This is a genomic window from Streptomyces sp. NPDC001606 (genome assembly GCF_053596835.1).
Genome location: NZ_JBSFHC010000002.1, coordinates 304,584 through 322,060, shown reverse-complemented (window position 1 = coordinate 322,060; position 17,477 = coordinate 304,584). Strand labels below are relative to the sequence as shown.

General features: G+C 72.2%; 16 protein-coding genes. 9 read left to right on the top strand and 7 right to left on the bottom strand.

Translation table 11 applies throughout. The annotated features are described in order from the left end of the window. The first annotated feature begins 3 nt into the window (after positions 1–3). The 6 genes from ACWCV9_RS05845 (at position 4) to ACWCV9_RS05820 (ending at position 6,354) form a co-directional block, all read left to right on the top strand. Positions 4–1,227, top strand: a complete 1,224-nt coding sequence (locus ACWCV9_RS05845; protein WP_450784455.1) for a L,D-transpeptidase — start codon at positions 4–6, stop codon at positions 1,225–1,227. A gap of 165 nt (positions 1,228–1,392) precedes the next feature. Continuing rightward, positions 1,393–2,628, top strand: a complete 1,236-nt coding sequence (locus tag ACWCV9_RS05840) for a L,D-transpeptidase (protein WP_450784454.1) — start codon at positions 1,393–1,395, stop codon at positions 2,626–2,628. Between the two features lie 81 nt (positions 2,629–2,709). Next, entirely contained in the window at positions 2,710–3,477 is a 768-nt protein-coding gene (locus tag ACWCV9_RS05835; protein ID WP_450784453.1) for an enoyl-CoA hydratase/isomerase family protein, read from the top strand. Between the two features lie 299 nt (positions 3,478–3,776). Continuing rightward, entirely contained in the window at positions 3,777–4,280 is a 504-nt protein-coding gene (locus ACWCV9_RS05830) for an ATP-binding protein (RefSeq protein WP_450784452.1), read from the top strand. A 92-nt stretch (positions 4,281–4,372) separates the two neighbouring features. Further along, entirely contained in the window at positions 4,373–5,170 is a 798-nt protein-coding gene (locus ACWCV9_RS05825; protein WP_450784451.1) for a polysaccharide deacetylase family protein, read from the top strand. After that, positions 5,170–6,354: a YVTN family beta-propeller repeat protein gene (locus ACWCV9_RS05820; protein ID WP_450784450.1), complete on the top strand. Its 1,185-nt coding sequence runs from the start codon at positions 5,170–5,172 to the stop codon at positions 6,352–6,354. Before ACWCV9_RS05825 ends, ACWCV9_RS05820 begins: the two co-directional genes overlap by 1 nt. Here ACWCV9_RS05820 and ACWCV9_RS05815 read toward each other — a convergent pair. Beyond that, positions 6,333–6,995: an N-acetyltransferase family protein gene (locus ACWCV9_RS05815; RefSeq protein ID WP_450784449.1), complete on the bottom strand. Its 663-nt coding sequence runs from the start codon at positions 6,993–6,995 to the stop codon at positions 6,333–6,335. The two genes, ACWCV9_RS05820 and ACWCV9_RS05815, sit on opposite strands and share 22 nt — an antisense overlap. Before the next feature lie 181 nt (positions 6,996–7,176). Between ACWCV9_RS05815 and ACWCV9_RS05810 the strand changes: the two genes are divergently transcribed. Both ACWCV9_RS05810 and ACWCV9_RS05805 read left to right on the top strand, forming a co-directional pair. Then, a complete protein-coding gene (locus tag ACWCV9_RS05810) occupies positions 7,177–7,389 on the top strand; it encodes an EF-hand domain-containing protein (RefSeq protein WP_450784704.1) in 213 nt (70 codons plus the stop codon). A 181-nt stretch (positions 7,390–7,570) separates the two neighbouring features. Then, positions 7,571–8,233 (top strand): NADPH-dependent F420 reductase, encoded by a 663-nt coding sequence (locus ACWCV9_RS05805; protein ID WP_450784448.1) that lies wholly within the window; start codon positions 7,571–7,573, stop codon positions 8,231–8,233. A gap of 38 nt (positions 8,234–8,271) precedes the next feature. Here ACWCV9_RS05805 and ACWCV9_RS05800 read toward each other — a convergent pair whose 3' ends face one another. After that, positions 8,272–8,826 (bottom strand): GH25 family lysozyme, encoded by a 555-nt coding sequence (locus ACWCV9_RS05800; protein WP_450784447.1) that lies wholly within the window; start codon positions 8,824–8,826, stop codon positions 8,272–8,274. Positions 8,827–8,862: 36 nt separating this feature from the next. Then, positions 8,863–9,894 (bottom strand): phosphatidylinositol-specific phospholipase C domain-containing protein, encoded by a 1,032-nt coding sequence (locus ACWCV9_RS05795; protein ID WP_450784446.1) that lies wholly within the window; start codon positions 9,892–9,894, stop codon positions 8,863–8,865. A gap of 173 nt (positions 9,895–10,067) precedes the next feature. Between ACWCV9_RS05795 and ACWCV9_RS05790 the strand changes: the two genes are divergently transcribed. Further along, on the top strand, positions 10,068–12,479 hold the full coding sequence (locus tag ACWCV9_RS05790; RefSeq protein ID WP_450784445.1) for a tetratricopeptide repeat protein: 2,412 nt from the start codon (positions 10,068–10,070) through the stop codon (positions 12,477–12,479). 9 nt (positions 12,480–12,488) lie between these two features. Here ACWCV9_RS05790 and ACWCV9_RS05785 read toward each other — a convergent pair whose 3' ends face one another. From ACWCV9_RS05785 to gcvH, 4 genes are all read right to left on the bottom strand, one after another. After that, a complete protein-coding gene (locus tag ACWCV9_RS05785) occupies positions 12,489–14,288 on the bottom strand; it encodes a hypothetical protein (protein ID WP_450784444.1) in 1,800 nt (599 codons plus the stop codon). A gap of 34 nt (positions 14,289–14,322) precedes the next feature. Continuing rightward, the gene (locus ACWCV9_RS05780) at positions 14,323–15,690 is read right to left on the bottom strand and encodes an L-serine ammonia-lyase (protein WP_385839840.1); all 1,368 of its coding nucleotides are present in this window, start codon (positions 15,688–15,690) and stop codon (positions 14,323–14,325) included. Between the two features lie 113 nt (positions 15,691–15,803). After that, the gene (glyA, locus tag ACWCV9_RS05775) at positions 15,804–17,069 is read right to left on the bottom strand and encodes a serine hydroxymethyltransferase (RefSeq protein ID WP_385839839.1); all 1,266 of its coding nucleotides are present in this window, start codon (positions 17,067–17,069) and stop codon (positions 15,804–15,806) included. Between the two features lie 14 nt (positions 17,070–17,083). After that, entirely contained in the window at positions 17,084–17,461 is a 378-nt protein-coding gene (gene gcvH / locus ACWCV9_RS05770) for a glycine cleavage system protein GcvH (RefSeq protein ID WP_450784443.1), read from the bottom strand. Between the last annotated feature and the right edge of the window lie 16 nt (positions 17,462–17,477).

Sequence of the window (17,477 nt, the reverse complement as noted above, 5' to 3'; positions counted from 1 at the left end):
CGCGTGAGGCACGCACAAGGACGCGCACGGCGCGCGGGGGCCGCGCTGGCCGCCGTACTGATGTGGACGGGGCTGCTGGCCGGCTGCTCCGCGGACGGCTCCGGGCCGCTCGGACTGGGCGGCGGGCCCGGCAGACCCCCGGCGCCCGAGGACGTCATCCGCGTCAGCCCCGGCGACGGCAGCGGCGCCGTGCGCCCCGGGCAGCGGCTGCGGGTGCGGGTGCCCGAAGGGCGGCTGGAGAAGGTGACCGTGACGAAGTCCCAGGACGCGCAGGACGCGCCGGTCCCCGGGCACATCAGCGGCGACGGACTGACCTGGCGGCCGGACCAGGACCGGCTCGCGCTCGCCGCCCGGTACACGGTCGACGCGGTCGCGCTGGACTCCGAGGGCCGCCGCTCGGCCCGGCACACCACCTTCACCACCTACGTCCCCGACCAGCGGTTCATCGCCTACGTCACCCCCGAGAACCGCGCCACCGTCGGCACCGGGATGATCGTCTCCCTCTCCTTCAGCCGGGAGATCACCGACCGCGCCGCCGTCGAACGCGCCGTACACGTCACCGCGCGGCCCCCCGTGGAGATCCGCCCGCACTGGTTCGGCAACGGCCGTCTGGACTTCCGCCCCGAGCGCTACTGGAAGCCCGGCACCGAGGTCACCGTCGGCCTCGGCCTCAGGGACGTCGAGGGCGCCAAGGGCGTGTACGGCCTCCAGTCCAAGACGTTCTCCTTCACCGTCGGCCGCAGCCAGGTCTCCCTGGTCGACGCGGAGCGGCACACCATGCAGGTGCGGCGCGACGGCCGGCTGATCGCCACCGTCCCGATCACCGCGGGCGCCCCCAAGAACCCGACGTACAACGGGAAGATGGTGGTGATGGACATGCTGGAGGTCACCCGCATGAACAGCCACACGGTCGGCTTCGGCGGCGAGTACGACATCCCGGACGTCCCGCACGCCATGAAGCTCACCGACTCCGGCACCTTCCTGCACGGCAACTACTGGTCGCCGGACGCCCCGGGCCGGGTCAACGTCAGCCACGGCTGCGTGGGCCTCAGGGACGTCAAGGGCGGCAGCTCGGACACCCCGGCGGGCTGGTTCTTCGACCGCAGCCTCGTCGGCGATGTCGTCGAGGTCGTGCACAGCGAGGACAGGACGGTCGCCCCGGACAACGGCCTCGGCGGGTGGAACATGCCCTGGAAGGAGTGGAAAGCCGGCAGCGCGGTGAAGTAACCAGGTGGGAGGGCGCGTCGGAGGTCACGGTGACAGGTTGAACTTGCGACAGAACGGTGACGTTTATCTGACATCCCGCTCAAATCCCGGCGGTTAACATGCGCACACCAAGATGAGGCGGGGAGCGGGCCCGGGGGGACCGGGGCCCGGCGAGGGGAGAACAACTTGAACGTGCGGCCGATGGCGGGGGCGTCGACGACGGGGCGGCGAGGCCGTAAGGGATGGGGGCTCATAGCCGGCGCGCTGGTGCTGTCGCTCGCCGCGTGCGGCGGCGGCGGTGACTCGGGCTCCGGCAAGGACGGCAAGACCAAGGGCGGCGCCACCCAGCAGGGCGAGCAGCAGTCCACCGCAGCCGTCACCATCACACCCAAGTCCGGCGCCACGGGCGTCGACACCAGCGGCGCCCTGAAGGTCGCCGTGGCCAAGGGCAAGCTGACCGAGGTCACCGTCAAGGACGAGAAGGGCGCCACGGTGGCCGGCACCCTCGCCGGCGACGGAACGTCCTGGACGCCGTCGACCCACCTGGCCGCCGCCACCAAGTACACGGTGCACGCGGTCGCCAAGGACTCCGCGGGCCGCGCGGCCGCCGAGGACTCCACCTTCACCACGCTGACCCCGAGGAACACCTTCCTCGGCTCCTTCACCCCCGAGGACGGCTCCACCGTCGGTGTCGGGATGCCGTTCTCCGTCAACTTCACGCGCGGCATCACCCACCCGGACGCGGTGAAGCAGGCCATCAGGATCAAGACCGAGCCGCCCGTCGACGTCGAGGGCCACTGGTTCGGCAACGACCGCCTGGACTTCCGCCCGGAGAAGTACTGGAAGGCCGGCACCAAGGTCACCGTCGACCTGAACCTCGACGGCGTCGAGGGCCGCGACGGCGTCTACGGCAAGCAGCACCGGACGGTGAAGTTCACCATCGGGCGCAACCAGGTCTCCATCGTGGACGCCAAGAAGCACACGATGAAGATCACCCAGGACGGCAAGGTCATCAAGACCCTCCCGGCCACCACCGGCAAGCCCGGCTACGACACCTGGAACGGCCAGATGGTCATCAGCGAGAAGCTGACGGTGACCCGGATGAACGGCGAGACCGTCGGCTACGGCGGCGAGTACGACATCAAGGACGTCCCGCACGCCATGCGCCTGACCACCTCCGGCACCTTCATCCACGGCAACTACTGGGGCGGCGACGCCTTCGGCAACTACAACGCCAGCCACGGCTGCGTCGGCCTGCGCGACGTGCGCGGCGGCTACGACAGCTCCGTCCCGGCGGCCTGGTTCTTCAACCACTCGATCATCGGCGACGTGGTCGTCGTCCGGCACTCCGACGACCGCACGGTGGACCCGGCCAACGGGCTCAACGGCTGGAACATGTCGTGGGCGGACTGGAAGAAGTGACCCCCTGACGAACGGAAGGGCCCGGTGCTGTGACCTACGGCACCGGGCCCTTCCGCGTTAGTGGCCGTTAACCTGCATCCCATGACCGTCTCTCTCGAAGTCGACGAAGGCGTCGGCACCCTGCGGCTCGACCGGCCCCCGATGAACGCGCTGGACATCGCCACCCAGGACCGGCTGAAGGAGCTGGCCGAAGAGATCACCCGCCGCGACGACGTGCGCGCCGTGGTGATCTACGGCGGTGAGCGGGTGTTCGCGGCCGGCGCGGACATCAAGGAAATGCAGAACATGGACCACACCGCGATGGTCCTGCGCGCCCGCGGCCTCCAGGACTCCTTCACCGCCGTGGCCCGCATCCCCAAGCCGGTCGTCGCCGCCATCACCGGCTACGCCCTCGGCGGCGGCTGCGAACTGGCCTTGTGCGCCGACTACCGGATCGCCGCCGACAACGCCAAGCTCGGCCAGCCCGAGATCCTGCTCGGCCTGATCCCGGGTGCCGGCGGCACCCAGCGGCTGCCTCGGCTGATCGGCCCCTCCAAGGCCAAGGACCTCATCTTCACCGGCCGTCAGGTCAAGGCCGACGAGGCCCTCGCGATCGGCCTGGTCGACCGGGTCGTACCGGCCGCCGAGGTGTACGAGCAGGCGCACGCCTGGGCCGCCCGGCTGGCCAAGGGCCCGGCGCTCGCGCTGCGCGCCGCCAAGGAGTCGGTCGACAGCGGGATCGAGACCGACCTGGAGACCGGGCTCACCGTGGAGCGCAACTGGTTCGCCGGGCTCTTCGCCACCGAGGACCGCGAGCTGGGCATGCGCAGCTTCGTCGAGGAGGGGCCGGGCAAGGCCAAGTTCACCTGAGCGTCGGCCGTGTGAACTCCACGACAACTCACCCTGGGACACTTGCAATTGACGCGTCGTCTCATCCGGGTCCCTCGATGGGGCGGTTTATGGGAACCTTAAGGCGACCTTAAGCCTGTGCCGTCGAGGGAGCCTGACGATTGCCCGGACATGAGCCGTCTTCGCAGGTCAACCAGGCTGTTTCGGGCGTCGTAATGCCTTCGGCATATGACGAACCGCGGGCGCGGGACGGGGGCGCGCGGGGGGCGTATTCCTCCGGAACGGCCCCCAAGGCGGCTGCGGACGGCCATCATGGGGGCATGGCGGGGCTGGAGGGCATCGAACAGCCGCGGGGACACAGCCGTGCGGCCGCGGCACGCTGGTCGCCCGGGGTCGAGGACGAACGGGCGCTCAAGGCGCTCGAACTGTTCGGCAACCCGACGGAGGCGGAGGTACCGCTGCCGTCCCGCCCGGAGTCCGCGGCCACCGCCCGCCGGCTCGCCCAGGTCGTCGTCCTGCGCACCTGGCGGCTGACCCCCAAGCTGACCGAGGACACGGTCTTACTCGTGTCGGAACTCGTCGGCAACGCCGTACGGCACACCGGTGCCCGCGTCTTCGGACTGCGGATGCGCCGCCGCCCCGGCTGGATCCGCGTCGAGGTCCGCGACCCCTCGCGCGGCCTGCCCTGTCTGATGCCGGTTCAGGAGCTGGACGTCAGCGGCCGCGGACTCTTCCTCGTGGACAAACTCTCCGACCGCTGGGGCGTGGATCTGCTGCCGCGCGGCAAGACCACCTGGTTCGAGATGCGGGTCGCCGACCGCTGACCGGGACACCGCCCCCTGTGTGGCCTCCGCTGCGACCCGGCAACATCCCCAATTCGGGCCAATCGGCGATTTTCTTACCTATCGCCCCTTAAATGGTGCGGGTGACCACCACCAACCGACGCGAGGTGCTGCGAGCGGGTGCCGGGCTCGTCGCCGGCGGCGCGCTCGCCGCCGGTTGCGGCTCCGCCCCGGCCGGCCGGCCCCCCGCCTCCCCCTCCGCGTCCACCCCCGTGTCCCCCTCCGCGTCCGCCACCGCCCAGGCGGCCCCCGCCCCGCGCGCCTACCCCGGTCTGCCGGTCCAGATCACCCACGGCCCGCGCACCCGGCCCCAGGTGGCCCTCACCTTCCACGGCCAGGGCGACCCCGACATCGCCCACACCCTGCTCGGCGCGGCCGAGCGCGCCGGTGCCCGGCTCACCGTGCTCGCCGTCGGCACCTGGCTGGACGAACACCCGGGCATCGCCCGGCGGATCCTCGACGGCGGCCACGACCTGGGCAACCACACCCAGCGGCACATCTCCGTCAACGCCATGCCCGAGGCCGACGCCCGCAAGGAGATCACCGACTGCGCGGACCGGCTGAAGCGGCTCACCGGCTCCATCGGCACCTGGTTCAGGCCCTCCCGCTCGCCGACCGCCTCCCCCCTGGTCGCCCGGCTGGCCCGCGCCGCCGGCTATCCGCACGTGCTGTCCTACGACGTCGACTCGCTCGACTACACCCGCCCCGGCGCCGCCGCCATCACCCGCAAGGTGCTCGCCGAGGTACGCGGCGGATCGGTGGTGAGCCTGCACTTCGGGTACCCGGACACGGCCACCGCCCTGCCCGACCTCCTGCACGAACTCGACCGGCGTGGACTGCGCGCGGTCACCACCACGGAGCTGCTGAGCTGATGCGAACCACGAAAGCCGCCCCCCTGCTGGCCGCCGGTGCCGCCCTGACCGCCCTCACCCTGCTGTCCGCGTGCGACAGCGGGACGCGCCACGCGAACGAGCCCGCCGCCACCAGGGCGCCCGTCCAGCGGCAGGCGGACAAGCGGCTGGTGAACGTGTTGCCCGGGATGCCGCCCGTCCAGGACCCGGCCGACCTCTACGCCGCCGACCGGCCGAACCGGCTCTCCCCGGTGGTCAAGGACTTCCCGTCCCGGGTGTACGTCCCCAACACCAACTCGGACACCGTCACCGTCATCGACCCCAAGAGCTACAAGGTCCTGGAGACGATCCCGGTGGGCCGCCAGCCCCAGCATGTCGTGCCGTCCTGGGACCTGAAGACCCTGTGGGTCAACAACGACCTCGGCAACAGCCTCACCCCCATCGACCCCAGGACCGGCAGGGCCGGCAAGCCGGTCGCCGTGCACGACCCGTACAACCTGTACTTCACGCCCGACGGCAAGTACGCCGTCGTCATGGCCTCCAAGGACCGCCAGCTGGTCTTCCGCGATGCGCACACCATGAAGGTGGTCAAGGCGGTCCCGGTGACCTGCGGGGGCGTCAACCACGCCGACTTCTCCATCGACGGCCGCTACTTCATCGTGTCCTGCGAGTTCAGCGGTGAGATCCTCAAGGTGGACACCGCGGGGATGAAGGTCGTCCGCCAGGAGAAGGTGCCGTTCCCCGGGGCCATGCCGCAGGACGTCAAGGTCTCGCCCGACGGCAAGCTGTTCTACATCGCCGACATGAAGGCCGACGGCCTGTGGATCCTGGACGGGGACAAGTTCACCCAGCCGCGCTTCCTCTACACCGGCAAGGGTGCCCACGGGCTGTACGTCAGCCGGGACTCCCGCGAGATGTACATCTCCAACCGCGGCGAGGGCACCATCTCGGTCTTCGACTTCACCCGCAACCGCCTCACCAAGAAGTGGCACCTGCCGGGCGGCGGCAGCCCCGACATGGGCGGGGTCTCCGCCGACGGAACGGTCCTCTGGCTCTCCGGCCGCTACAACTCCGAGGTGTACGCCATCGACACCCGCACCGGGAAGCAGCTGGCCCGGATCAGGGTCGGCAGCGGCCCGCACGGCCTGGCCGTCTACCCCCAGCCGGGCCGCTACTCGCTGGGTCACACGGGCGTCTTCCGCTGACCGCCGGTCCGGCCGAGCAGCGCCTCGCAGCCGACCGGACGGTAACCGGCCGCCTGGAACGCCCGCAGACTGCGGGCGTTCCCCGCCGCCACCTGCCCCCACACCGGCTCCCCGGCCAGCTGCCGGGCCGCCCGCACCAGCGCCCGCCCCAGGCCCCGGTGGTGCGCGTCCTCGGCCACCTCCACGGCGACCTCCATCCGCCCGGCCACCCCGCGCCCCAGCACCAGCAGGCCGCCGTCCACCGTCCACACCCGCACGTCGTCGCGGTGCCTTCGGGCCCGTAGCGCGCGCGGGTGATCCGGGTCGCGGACCTCGGTCAGCGGCAGCGACGGCGTCCCGGGCAGCGGTGATCCCACCGAGAGGACGTCGACGGTCCCCGTCGTACGGCCCGTGCGGTCCATGAGAGCGGTCAGGAAGCGCGGGTGCAGCGGCGCCGACAGCGGATCGGACTCCGCCGCCACCGCCCGCAGCGTCTCCCGCACCCACCCCGGGTCCTCGTCGGTGAACACGACCGAGTGCGCCGTGAAGGACACCACCCCCGCGTCCCGATCCGACGGCTGCGCCACGATGCGGGTACGGCCGTCCGCCGGAGGGAAGCAGCCGTCCGCGGCCGCGGCCAGAATGTCCCGCAACGTCTCCATCGCCCGCCCCTTGAGTCTCCACCCGCTGGAAGGCCCAGACTCGCAGTCATGAGCGAAGACGATCAAGGGTGAGCAGGAGCCGCTGGGTGGTCGCGGCACTGAAGGCCTGGCCGGGCCGTTAATCTGACCAGCGTCAGTACGCCAGCACGGCATGAGAAACACGACCAAAAGGGGCGGATCGGTGGCGGACATCGAGGAAGCACGCAAGCAGTTCGAGCGGATCGACGCGAACGGTGACGGGTTCATCACCGCCGCCGAGTTCAAGCACGCGCTGGCGGTGGAGGGCGACTGGAACGTCACCGAGACCGTCGCGCAGGCCATCATCAACCAGCGCGACCTCAACGGCGACAAGGTTCTGTCGTTCGACGAGTTCTGGGCCTACCTGAACAAGTAGGAGTCGCAGCCGCCGTGCCGATGGGGCCCACCCCCTCAAGGGGAGGGCCCCTTCGGCATGCCTGTCCCGGGAGCGGACTGTTCACCCGATCGCCGCACTGGCGGAATAGTGCCGGGGTCCCGCCGGTTGTCGAGCATGACGGAAGCATGCACATGCATGAAATGACCTCGGAGGGTCTGTCATGAAGATCGGCATCATCGGCGCGGGCAACATCGGCGGCAACCTCACCCGGCGGCTCACCGCCCTCGGCCACGAGGTCTCCGTGGCCAACTCGCGCGGCCCGGAGACACTGCGGGAACTGGCCGAGGAGACCGGTGCCCGGGCCGTCCACGCCACGGAGGCGGCCAAGGGCGCCGAGGTGGTGGTCGTCACCGTCCCGCTGAAGGCCGTACCCGACCTACCCGCCGGCCTGCTCGACGGCGCGGCCGAGGGCGCAGCGGTGATCGACACCGGCAACTACTACCCGCAGCAGCGCGACGGCCGGATCGCCGCCATCGAGGACGACGGCCTGACCGAGAGCCGCTGGACCGAGCAGCACCTCGGCCACCCCGTGATCAAGGCCTTCAACGGCACCTACGCCCAGGACATCCTGGACCGGCACCGCCCCGCCGGCGACCCCGAGCGCATCGCCCTCCCGGTCGCCGGTGACGACCAGGCGGCCAAGGCGAAGGTGCGGGCGCTGATCGACGAACTCGGCTTCGACACGGTCGACGCGGGTGGCATCGACGACTCCTGGCGCCAGCAGCCCGGCACCCCGGTCTACGGCCTGCGGGCGGGCGAGGCGGAGGTGCGCAAGGCCCTCGCCGACGCGAGCCCGGAGCGCCCCGCGGACTTCCGCGGCTGACCGAAGGGCGGCCTCCGGCACGGCCGGCCGCCCGGTGCTCAGGGCGTGGCCCACTCCTTCAGCGCCGCCTTGCTGGCGAAGGCGGCCACGTTCTTGTCGTGGGGCTCGCTGGTGTACTGGTGGAAGCGCCAGTGGGCCCTGATCCGGGGATGGCCCGCGCGCACATAGTCCGCGATCCACAGACCGTCTCCCGCGTAGGAGGTGGTGTCGACCGTCAGCCAGTAGTCGCGGTTGGTGTAGAGCAGGACCCGGTTGTGCGGCCGCAACTGCTTCACCTTCCGGATGAAGGCGTCCTTCTCGGCGTTGCTGGCATGGGTGCCGTCGCCCGTGGCCTCCCAGTCCACGGCGAGCAGGTCGCCGGGGCGGTCGGGGGCGTGCCGGAGGAAGTACTCGGCCTGGTCGGCGACATGGCCCGGCCACAGGAAGTGGTAGAACCCGACGACCAGTCCGGCGTCGCGGCCCCTCTTGGTCTGGGCGGTCAGCCGGGAGTTGACGTACGAACGGCCCTCCGTCGCCTTGATGAAGACGAAGGAGAGGCCGTCCGTGTCGTAGGCGGAGGACTGGTAGGCGCTTACGTCGATGCCGTGCAGCATGCCTGGTTTGTGCCCCCTGGACCGCCTTCCGGAACCTCAGCTTCGGGTGGTCACCGAACCGAGTACCGCGGCCGGTTCGGCCGACCAGTCGGCGGTGATGAGACTCGCGTGGTCCCGCGCGAGCAGGGCCAGCCGGGCGGCGACCTCGGCCTCGGTCGGGTCGGTGGAGGAGATCGCCGGGGACACGCCGGAGGCGTCCGTCATGATCAGGATGTAGTGGTTCGCCGAGTAGAACGCGGTGTCGTAGCCGTTGTTCACATAGGTGGCCGCGTCACCGTCGAAGAACACGAACCAGGGCCGGATGGAGGCGTCGTAACGGCTGGTGCGCGGGTCGCCGTTCGCCGCGCCGAGCACCGCGGGGAAGGCCTCGGCCGCGCCGATCCGCCCGGCCGCGTACAGGTCGCGCAGATGGTCGCCGTACTCCTCGTCGGTCCAGTAGGAGTCGAAGGGGTTGTTCATCTCGACGGTGCCGGGGATGACCTCGAAGAGGAACTTGCCCCGGAGGGCGTCACGGGCGGGCCAGGCGTTCGCCCGGGCCGCCGCGTCCAGCGTGCTGTACGTCCCGCCGAGCAGGTCGGACGGCTTGTAGACACTGCTGCCGAGCTTCTGGGCGATCAGCGTGTCGAACGCGTCCGGACCGAGCCCGATGGTGTTGTTGAAGCCCGCCTTCATCTCGATCTTGAAGACGATCGGCGGGTGGTCGGGGTGCAGCTGGTTCCAGGCCGCGATGTTGTCCAGGCAGCTGCCGAAGTCCTGGTTGCGGTCGGTGCTGTACAGCTCGCCGGGCGTCTTCGCGGCCTCGCAGTTGTTGTCGTCGCCCCACGGGTTGCTGTGGCTGACCCGCCAGCGCTTGTGCACGCTGTCCGCGTAGACGTCGATCTCCAGCAGCGAGGCTCCCGAGTCCAACGCCTGGGCGAAGTAGGTGTACTTGGCCTTGTCGTACGCGTTGTGCGTACCGATCGCCGTCGTCTCGGAGAACCTCGGCGTCGCCGCGTGGGCGTTGCCGGGCCCCATGACGAGCAGCGCCGCCGCCCCCGCCAGGGCCGCCAGCCGTCTCAGTGCGCGCATGCTCCAACTTCCTCTCACCGACGCCGAGTTGGCGGCAGCGTAGGGGCAGGCGGTTACCGAGCGGTAGCCCCTGGGGGAACATCGGTCTCCGTTCGGGCCGGCCGCGCGCCCGCGCCCCGCCGCGCGGCCGCCTCGATACGATGGCGACGACGGCGAGTTGGGGGGAGTGCTGGGTGGAACCGCTGACGTCGATGGTGATCTCGGCTGTCGGAACGGTCGCGTCGAGCGCGCTCTCCGGAGCCGGCGGCGAGGCGGGCAGACGGGTCTCCGAACGGCTCTACGGACTGCTGAGCCGGACCCGCGCCGAGGACGGTCCGGCGGCCACCGGCGCCCCCGGCCGGTCCCCGCGGCTGCCCCGCACCGAGCGGGAGCGCGACGAGGCCGCCGCCCGGCTGCTGGAAGCCGCCCGCACCTCCCCGGAGTTCGCCCACGAGGTGGAACGGTGGGCCCGTGAGTCCGCGTGGCTGGCACCGGGCACCGCGCCCACCGTGCCGCACGGCGCCGCCCGCCCGCAGATGCTGCCGCCGGCGACATCGGTGTTCACCGACCGCCGCGAGGTGCTCGACTGGCTCACCGCCCTGCTGGACGAGGCGGACCGCGGCCCCGGCGCACCGGCGATCGCCGTGCTCACCGGCCCCGGCGGCATCGGCAAGACCGCCGCCGCGGTCCAGTGCGCCTTCCGGCTGGCGGACCGGTTTCCCGACGGCTGCCTGTACGCCGACCTGAACGGTGCGTCGGCCGGTACGGCCCTGCCGCCCTCCGATGTACTGGCGCGGTTCCTGGAGCGGCTCGGGGTGCCCTCCGGCCTGGTGCCCGGCGACCCGGTCCGGCAGGCGGACCTGTACCGCGACCGCACGGCCGGCCGGCGGCTCATCGTCGTCCTGGACAACGCCCACGGTGACGCCCAGGTCCTGCCGCTGCTCCCCGCCTCACCGCACAGCCTCGTCCTGGTCACGAGCCGGCACCGCCCGGACCGCCTCGTGTCCGCGCACGGCGCCCGGCCGTACGCCCTGGGGCCGCTGTCGACCGAGGACTCCGTCACGCTGATCAGACGCGTCGTCGGAGGCGACCGCCCGCCCGCGCCGGACGCGATCGTGCGGGCCGTCGCCGAGGGAACCGGCGGGATCCCCCTCGCCGTGTGCACCACCGGTGCCGGACTGGCCGTACGGGAACACCTCACCTGGGAGCGCGTCGCCCAGCAGCTCTCCCACCGCGTCCACGGCCACGACCAGGAAGGCGCCGCCATGCCCGCCCCCGGTCCCGATGCCCCGGCCGACCCCGTCCGGCACGCCCAGGACGTCTCCTACGCCGAACTGACCCCGGCCTGCGCCACCCTCTACCGCGCGATCGCGGTCGGGGCCTGGCCGACCGTGACCGTGCGGTGCGCCGCGGATGCCGCCGGCGTCGGCGCGGAGGAGGCGCGGGCGCTGCTGGAGCAGCTGGCCCGGGTGCATCTGCTGGAAGAGGTGGAGGAGGAGCGCTACCGCTTCCACGATCTGACCCGGGCCCACGCCCGTGACCTCGCGCTCACCGAGGACGGCCCCGACCGGATGGCCGCCGCGGTCCGCCGGGTGGCGGTCGGACAGCTGCGGTTCGCCGCGGCCGCGGACTTCCGGGTGCTGCCCGGGCGATGGCGGCTCGGCCGCGCCTACCAGGGCCTCGCCCTCCCGGCCGGCCGCGACCGGGAGGACGGCCGGCGCGCGCTCGCGGAACTGCGCCGGGAGCGGGAGAACCTCGCGGCCGTCGTCCGGGCCGCCGAACGCAACGGCCACGACGACCTCGTCTGGCAGCTGTGCGAGGCCATGTGGGGCCTGCACCTCATGCTCGGCTTCCACGCCCAGTGGATCGACACCCACCGGCTCGGCCTCGAGGCCGCCCGGCGCGTCGCGGCCGAGTTCGGCGATCCGCGCGCCGTGGGCCGGATGGCCGTGCAACTGGCCTTCGGCCACATGGGCGCCGGCCAGGCCGACGCCGCCGAGCGGGCCATCGAGGAAGCCCGGGCCGCGGACCGGGCCTGCGGCCACCACCGCGGGGAGGCGACCGCCGTCGAGGCACTGGGGCTGCTGCGGCTCAGGCAGTGGGAGTGGGCGGCGGCCCAGCGGTGCTTCGAGGAGGCCCAGCGGATCCTCGCCCGGATCGGCCCGGGCGAGGACGGTCAGGCGGACGTGCCCCGCGCCACCGCCCTGCTGGAGCACCACCTCGGCCGCGCCCAGAGCAAGCAGGGCCGGCACACCGCCGCCGTCGCCCGGCTCAACGGCGCCCTCGTCCGGTTCCGCGAGCTGCCCGGCGGCGACCCCTACAACGAGGGCCGGGTCTATATGAGCCTGGGCGAGGCCCATCTGGACGCGGGAGACGCGGACCTCGCCCGGGTGTGCCTGGACGAAGCCGTCACGCGGATGACCGAGGCGGGCGCGGGCCTGCAACTCGCCGGTGCCGTCGAGGCCAGGGCCGACTGCCACCGCCGCTCCGGCCGCCCGGCCCAGGAGGCGGCGGACCTGCGCACCGCCGAGGCGTGCCTGGCGGAACACGGCGACGACGCCGGCCTCGTGCGGGTCCGGGCCCGACTGGCGGAACTGGACGCGTGAGGCGCCGGTTCAGGGCCGGGCCGCGGGGAGCGGCTCGACGGTGACGCGGTGGGCCGTGTCGCCGGTGCGCACGGTGAGTCCGGGGGCGGCGGACGCCACCGGCCGGCCGTTCGCCACCCAGGTGTAGAGGGCGGAGGCGTAGACGGCGGGATCGCACAGGTCGGGCCGTCCGTCGGGGCCCGCGGCGGCGGACAGCCGCAGCAGCTCGCCCGCACGGGTGCCCACGACACAGCGGTCGGGGCCGTCGACATAGGCCGCAACTCCGCAGTACGGGTAGCGGTCCAGTGCCTCCGCCACCCAGGCGGCCGGCGGCCCGAGCACCGGGTCGTCCGCGGCCGCGCGGCGTACGACGACATCGGCGAGGGCCGCCCGGCCGGGCTCCCGGGTCTCCTCGTCGACCACCGTGTGCGCGAGGTCGAACCGCGCCGCCACGGCCTCCGACGGGCCGGGCCCGTCCTCGGCGATCGGGTACCGGACCAGCGTCACCTCCGGCGTGTCGGGGCCGGCCGTCCGGGCCAGGACCCGGACCGGCGCGGTGACCCGGCCGGGGGTGTACGGCGGCAGCGGCAGCGGCTGAAGCAGGGCCGGGCGTCCCTCGGGTTCCGGGAGGTCCATGAGGTCGTAGAACATCCGGCGCAACAGGGCGGCCGACTCGCCCGGCGCGGAACTGGTCTGCTCCGCCAGCTCCTTGTACCGGCCGGGGTCGTGCGTGTCGATCGCCCGGTCGATCTGGTCGCGCAGACTGCCCCGCCGCACCAGCCGGGGAGCCGTGCGGCCGAGGGCGGCCACCGGGGAGTCCGGGTCGAGGTCCGCCTGCGGGAACGCCCCCAGCAGCACCGGGACGCCGATGGACGCCGCGTAGTAGGTGACGCTCGAATGGTCGCCCAGCACGCAGTCGGCGGCGATCAGCGCCTGCCGCCAGCCGTCCAGCGGCGAGATGGCGTCCAGGCCGGCCCGCCGTGCGGTGTCCAGCCAGGCGCGGACCTGTCCGGGGCCGTGGCCGTACCAGATGTTCGGATGCAGGACGGCCGTGGTGCGGTACTCGTCGGCCGGCAGCTCCGCCGCCAGCCGGGACAGCAGCCAGGGCAGCAGATCATCCGCGCCCGGCGTGCCGGTGCCGTCCGTCGCGGGGCCGCCGAAGAGGGAGCGCGGTGCCCAGGTCGAGCTGACGACGATCAGCCGCCGGTCCTTCGCCACCCCGAGCGCCCGGCGGAACCGGTCCCGCTGGGGGAGTGCGGCGAGGATGCGGTCGTAGCAGGGGTCCCCGGCGAGCACCGCGGTGGGCGCCGCCTGCGGACACGCGGCACGCAGCCGCTCCAGCTGTTCGGGGTGGGAGAGGACCGTGGCCGAGGCGAGCGGCCGGCCGTCGTGAAGCAGCCAGTCCGGCGAGAGGCCGAACACGGGCGCCTGCGGCCGGTGTCCGCCGTCCGGTGTCGCCAGCCTCTTGTTGTAGCCAACCCCGTGCGACAGGACCGCCAACTTGCCCTGGATCAGGCCCAGTTCACCGCCGTAGCTGGCGGAGACCGCCAGGTCGAACCGGGTGGCCAGGGCCTGTTCCCAGGGCAGCACCGGGAGCCCCGCCCGGGCCAGCAGCTCGGGCACCCCGGCCAGGAACGGGGAGGAGCCGGTGCAGGTGGCGAACATCTGCACCCGGAGGTCGCCGTCGAACAGCGGGAGGACGTCCAGCAGACGCGTCGCGGACGTCACGTTGTGCACGACGAACAGGACCCGACGGCAGCGGACCCGGGTGACCCAGCGCTCGGCGTCCGCGCCCACGGGCACCCGCAGCCATCCCGCCCCGCCCGTCACTCCGGCCCCCCGCCGTCCCGGTGCCCCCGTCGTCTCAGCACTCGATGATATTGACCGCCAGCCCGCCGCGCGCCGTCTCCTTGTACTTCACCGACATGTCCGCGCCCGTGTCCTTCATGGTCTTGATGACCTTGTCCAGGGACACCTTGTGGGAGCCGTCGCCGCGCATCGCCATCTTCGCGGCCGTGACCGCCTTCACCGCGGCCATGCCGTTGCGCTCGATGCACGGGATCTGGACCAGACCGCCGACCGGGTCGCAGGTCAGGCCCAGGTTGTGTTCCATGCCGATCTCGGCCGCGTTCTCCACCTGCTCCGGGGAGCCACCGAGCACCTCGGCGAGCGCGCCGGCCGCCATGGAGCAGGCGGAGCCGACCTCGCCCTGGCAGCCGACCTCGGCCCCGGAGATGGAGGCGTTCTCCTTGAAGAGCATGCCGATCGCGCCCGCGGCGAGCAGGAAGCGGACCACGCCGTCCTCGTCGGCGCCGGGCACGAAGTCCATGTAGTAGTGCAGGACCGCCGGGATGATCCCGGCCGCGCCGTTGGTGGGGGCGGTGACCACCCGGCCGCCGGCCGCGTTCTCCTCGTTCACGGCCATCGCGTAGAGCGTGAGCCACTCCATCGCGTGCGCCAGCGGGTCGCCCTCGGCGCGCAGCTGGCGGGCCGAGACGGCGGCGCGGCGGCGGACCTTCAGCCCGCCGGGCAGGATGCCCTCGCGGCTCATGCCGCGCTGCACGCACGCGCGCATCACCCGCCAGATCTCCAGCAGGCCCGCGCGGATCTCCTCCTCGGTGCGCCAGGCCCGCTCGTTCTCCAGCATCAGCGAGGAGATCGACAGGCCGGTCTCCTTGGTGAGGCGGAGCAGCTCGTCGCCCGTGCGGAAGGGGTACTTCAGGACCGTGTCGTCCAGCTTGATCCGGTCCGCGCCGACCGCGTCCTCGTCGACCACGAAGCCGCCGCCGACCGAGTAGTACGTCTTGGTCAGCAGCTCCGCGCCGGAGGCGTCGTACGCCCACAGCGTCATGCCGTTGGCGTGGTACGGCAGCGCCTTGCGCCGGTGCAGCACGAGGTCCTGGTCGAAGTCGAAGGCGATCTCGTGCTCGCCCAGGAGCCGGATCCGGCCCTCGGCCTTGATCGCGTCCACGCGCGCGTCGGCCGTCTCCACGTCCACCGTGCGCGGCGAGTCGCCGGCCAGTCCGAGCAGGACGGCCTTCGGGGTGCCGTGGCCGTGCCCGGTCGCGCCCAGGGAGCCGTACAGCTCGGTCCGGAGGGTCGCGGTCTGTTCCAGCAGCCCTTCGTTGCGCAGCCGGCGGGCGAACATCCGCGCCGCGCGCATCGGGCCGACCGTGTGGGAGCTGGACGGGCCGATGCCGATCGAGAACAGGTCGAAGACCGAGATGGCCACGGTCACTCCTCAAAAAGCAGGGGGTGGCGGGGCCCCGGGATCGCCGGGTGCCCCACCGGGGACTTGCCTGGCCGGGTCCGTGGGTCCGGACCCGGGTACTGCGGGGGCCTGAGCTACTTGTTCAGACCCGGGTACAGCGGGTGCTTGTCGGCGAGCGCCTTCACGCGCGCCTTGAGGGCCTCGGCGTCGTAGGACGGCTTCAGCGCCTCGGCGATCACATCGGCGACCTCGGCGAAGTCCTCGGCCGTGAAGCCGCGGGTCGCCAGGGCCGGCGTGCCGATCCGCAGACCCGACGTGACCATCGGGGGACGCGGGTCGTTCGGGACGGCGTTGCGGTTGACCGTGATGCCGACCTCGTGCAGCCGGTCCTCGGCCTGCTGGCCGTCCAGCTCGGACTCGCGCAGGTCGACCAGGATCAGGTGCACGTCCGTGCCGCCCGACAGGACGTTCACCCCGGCCTCGCGGGCGTCCGCGGCCGTCAGGCGCTCGGCGAGGATGCGCGCACCCTCCACCGTACGCTGCTGGCGCTCCTTGAACTCCGCCGAGGCGGCGACCTTGAAGGAGACCGCCTTCGCCGCGATCACATGCTCCAGGGGACCGCCCTGGAAGCCCGGGAAGACGGAGGAGTTCAGCTTCTTCGCGAACTCCTTCTTCGCGAGGATGATGCCGCCGCGCGGGCCGCCCAGCGTCTTGTGGGTGGTCGAGGTGACGACGTCGGCGTGCTCCACCGGGTTCGGGTGCAGACCGGCCGCGACCAGGCCCGCGAAGTGGGCCATGTCGACCCACAGGTACGCCTCGACCTCGTCGGCGATCCGCCGGAACTCGGCGAAGTCCAGCCGGCGCGGGTACGCCGACCAGCCCGCGATGATCACCTTCGGGCGGTGCTCCTTGGCGAGCCGCTCGACCTCGGCCATGTCGACCAGGCCGGTCTCGGCGTCCACGTGGTAGGCGACCACGTTGAACTGCTTGCCGGAGAAGTTCAGGCGCATGCCGTGGGTCAGATGGCCGCCGTGCGCCAGGTCCAGGCCGAGGATGGTGTCCCCGGGCTGGGCGAGGGCGAACAGGGCCGCCTGGTTCGCGGAGGCGCCGGAGTGGGGCTGCACATTGGCGTACTCGGCGCCGAACAGCTCCTTGAGCCGGTCGATGGCGATCTGCTCGGCGACGTCGACGTGCTCGCAGCCGCCGTAGTAGCGCCGGCCCGGGTAGCCCTCGGCGTACTTGTTGGTCAGCACCGAGCCCTGCGCCTCCATCACCGCGAGCGGCGCGAAGTTCTCGGAGGCGATCATCTCCAGCGTGGACTGCTGGCGGCTCAGCTCGGCGTCGACCGCGGCGGCGATCTCCGGGTCCAGCTCGTGCAGGGACGTGTTCAGGACGGTCATCGGGGTACGACTCCTCAGCCGGCGGTGAAGGCGGTGTACTCGTCGGCGCTCATGAGGTCCTCGGGCTCGTCCGTCACGCGCACCTTGAACAGCCAGCCGCCCTCGAAGGGAGCGGAGTTCACCAGCGACGGGTCGTCCACGACGTCCTGGTTGACCGCGGTGACCTCACCGGTGACCGGGGCGTACAGGTCGGAGACCGACTTGGTCGACTCCAGCTCGCCGCAGGACTCGCCCGCGGTCACGGTGTCACCGACGTCCGGGAGCTGGACGAAGACCACGTCGCCGAGCGCGTTGGCCGCGTGCTCGGTGATGCCGACCGTCGAGACGCCGTCCTCGGCGTCCGACAGCCACTCGTGCTCCTTGCTGTAGCGAAGCTGCTCGGGGTTGCTCATGGCCTGAATTCTCCTG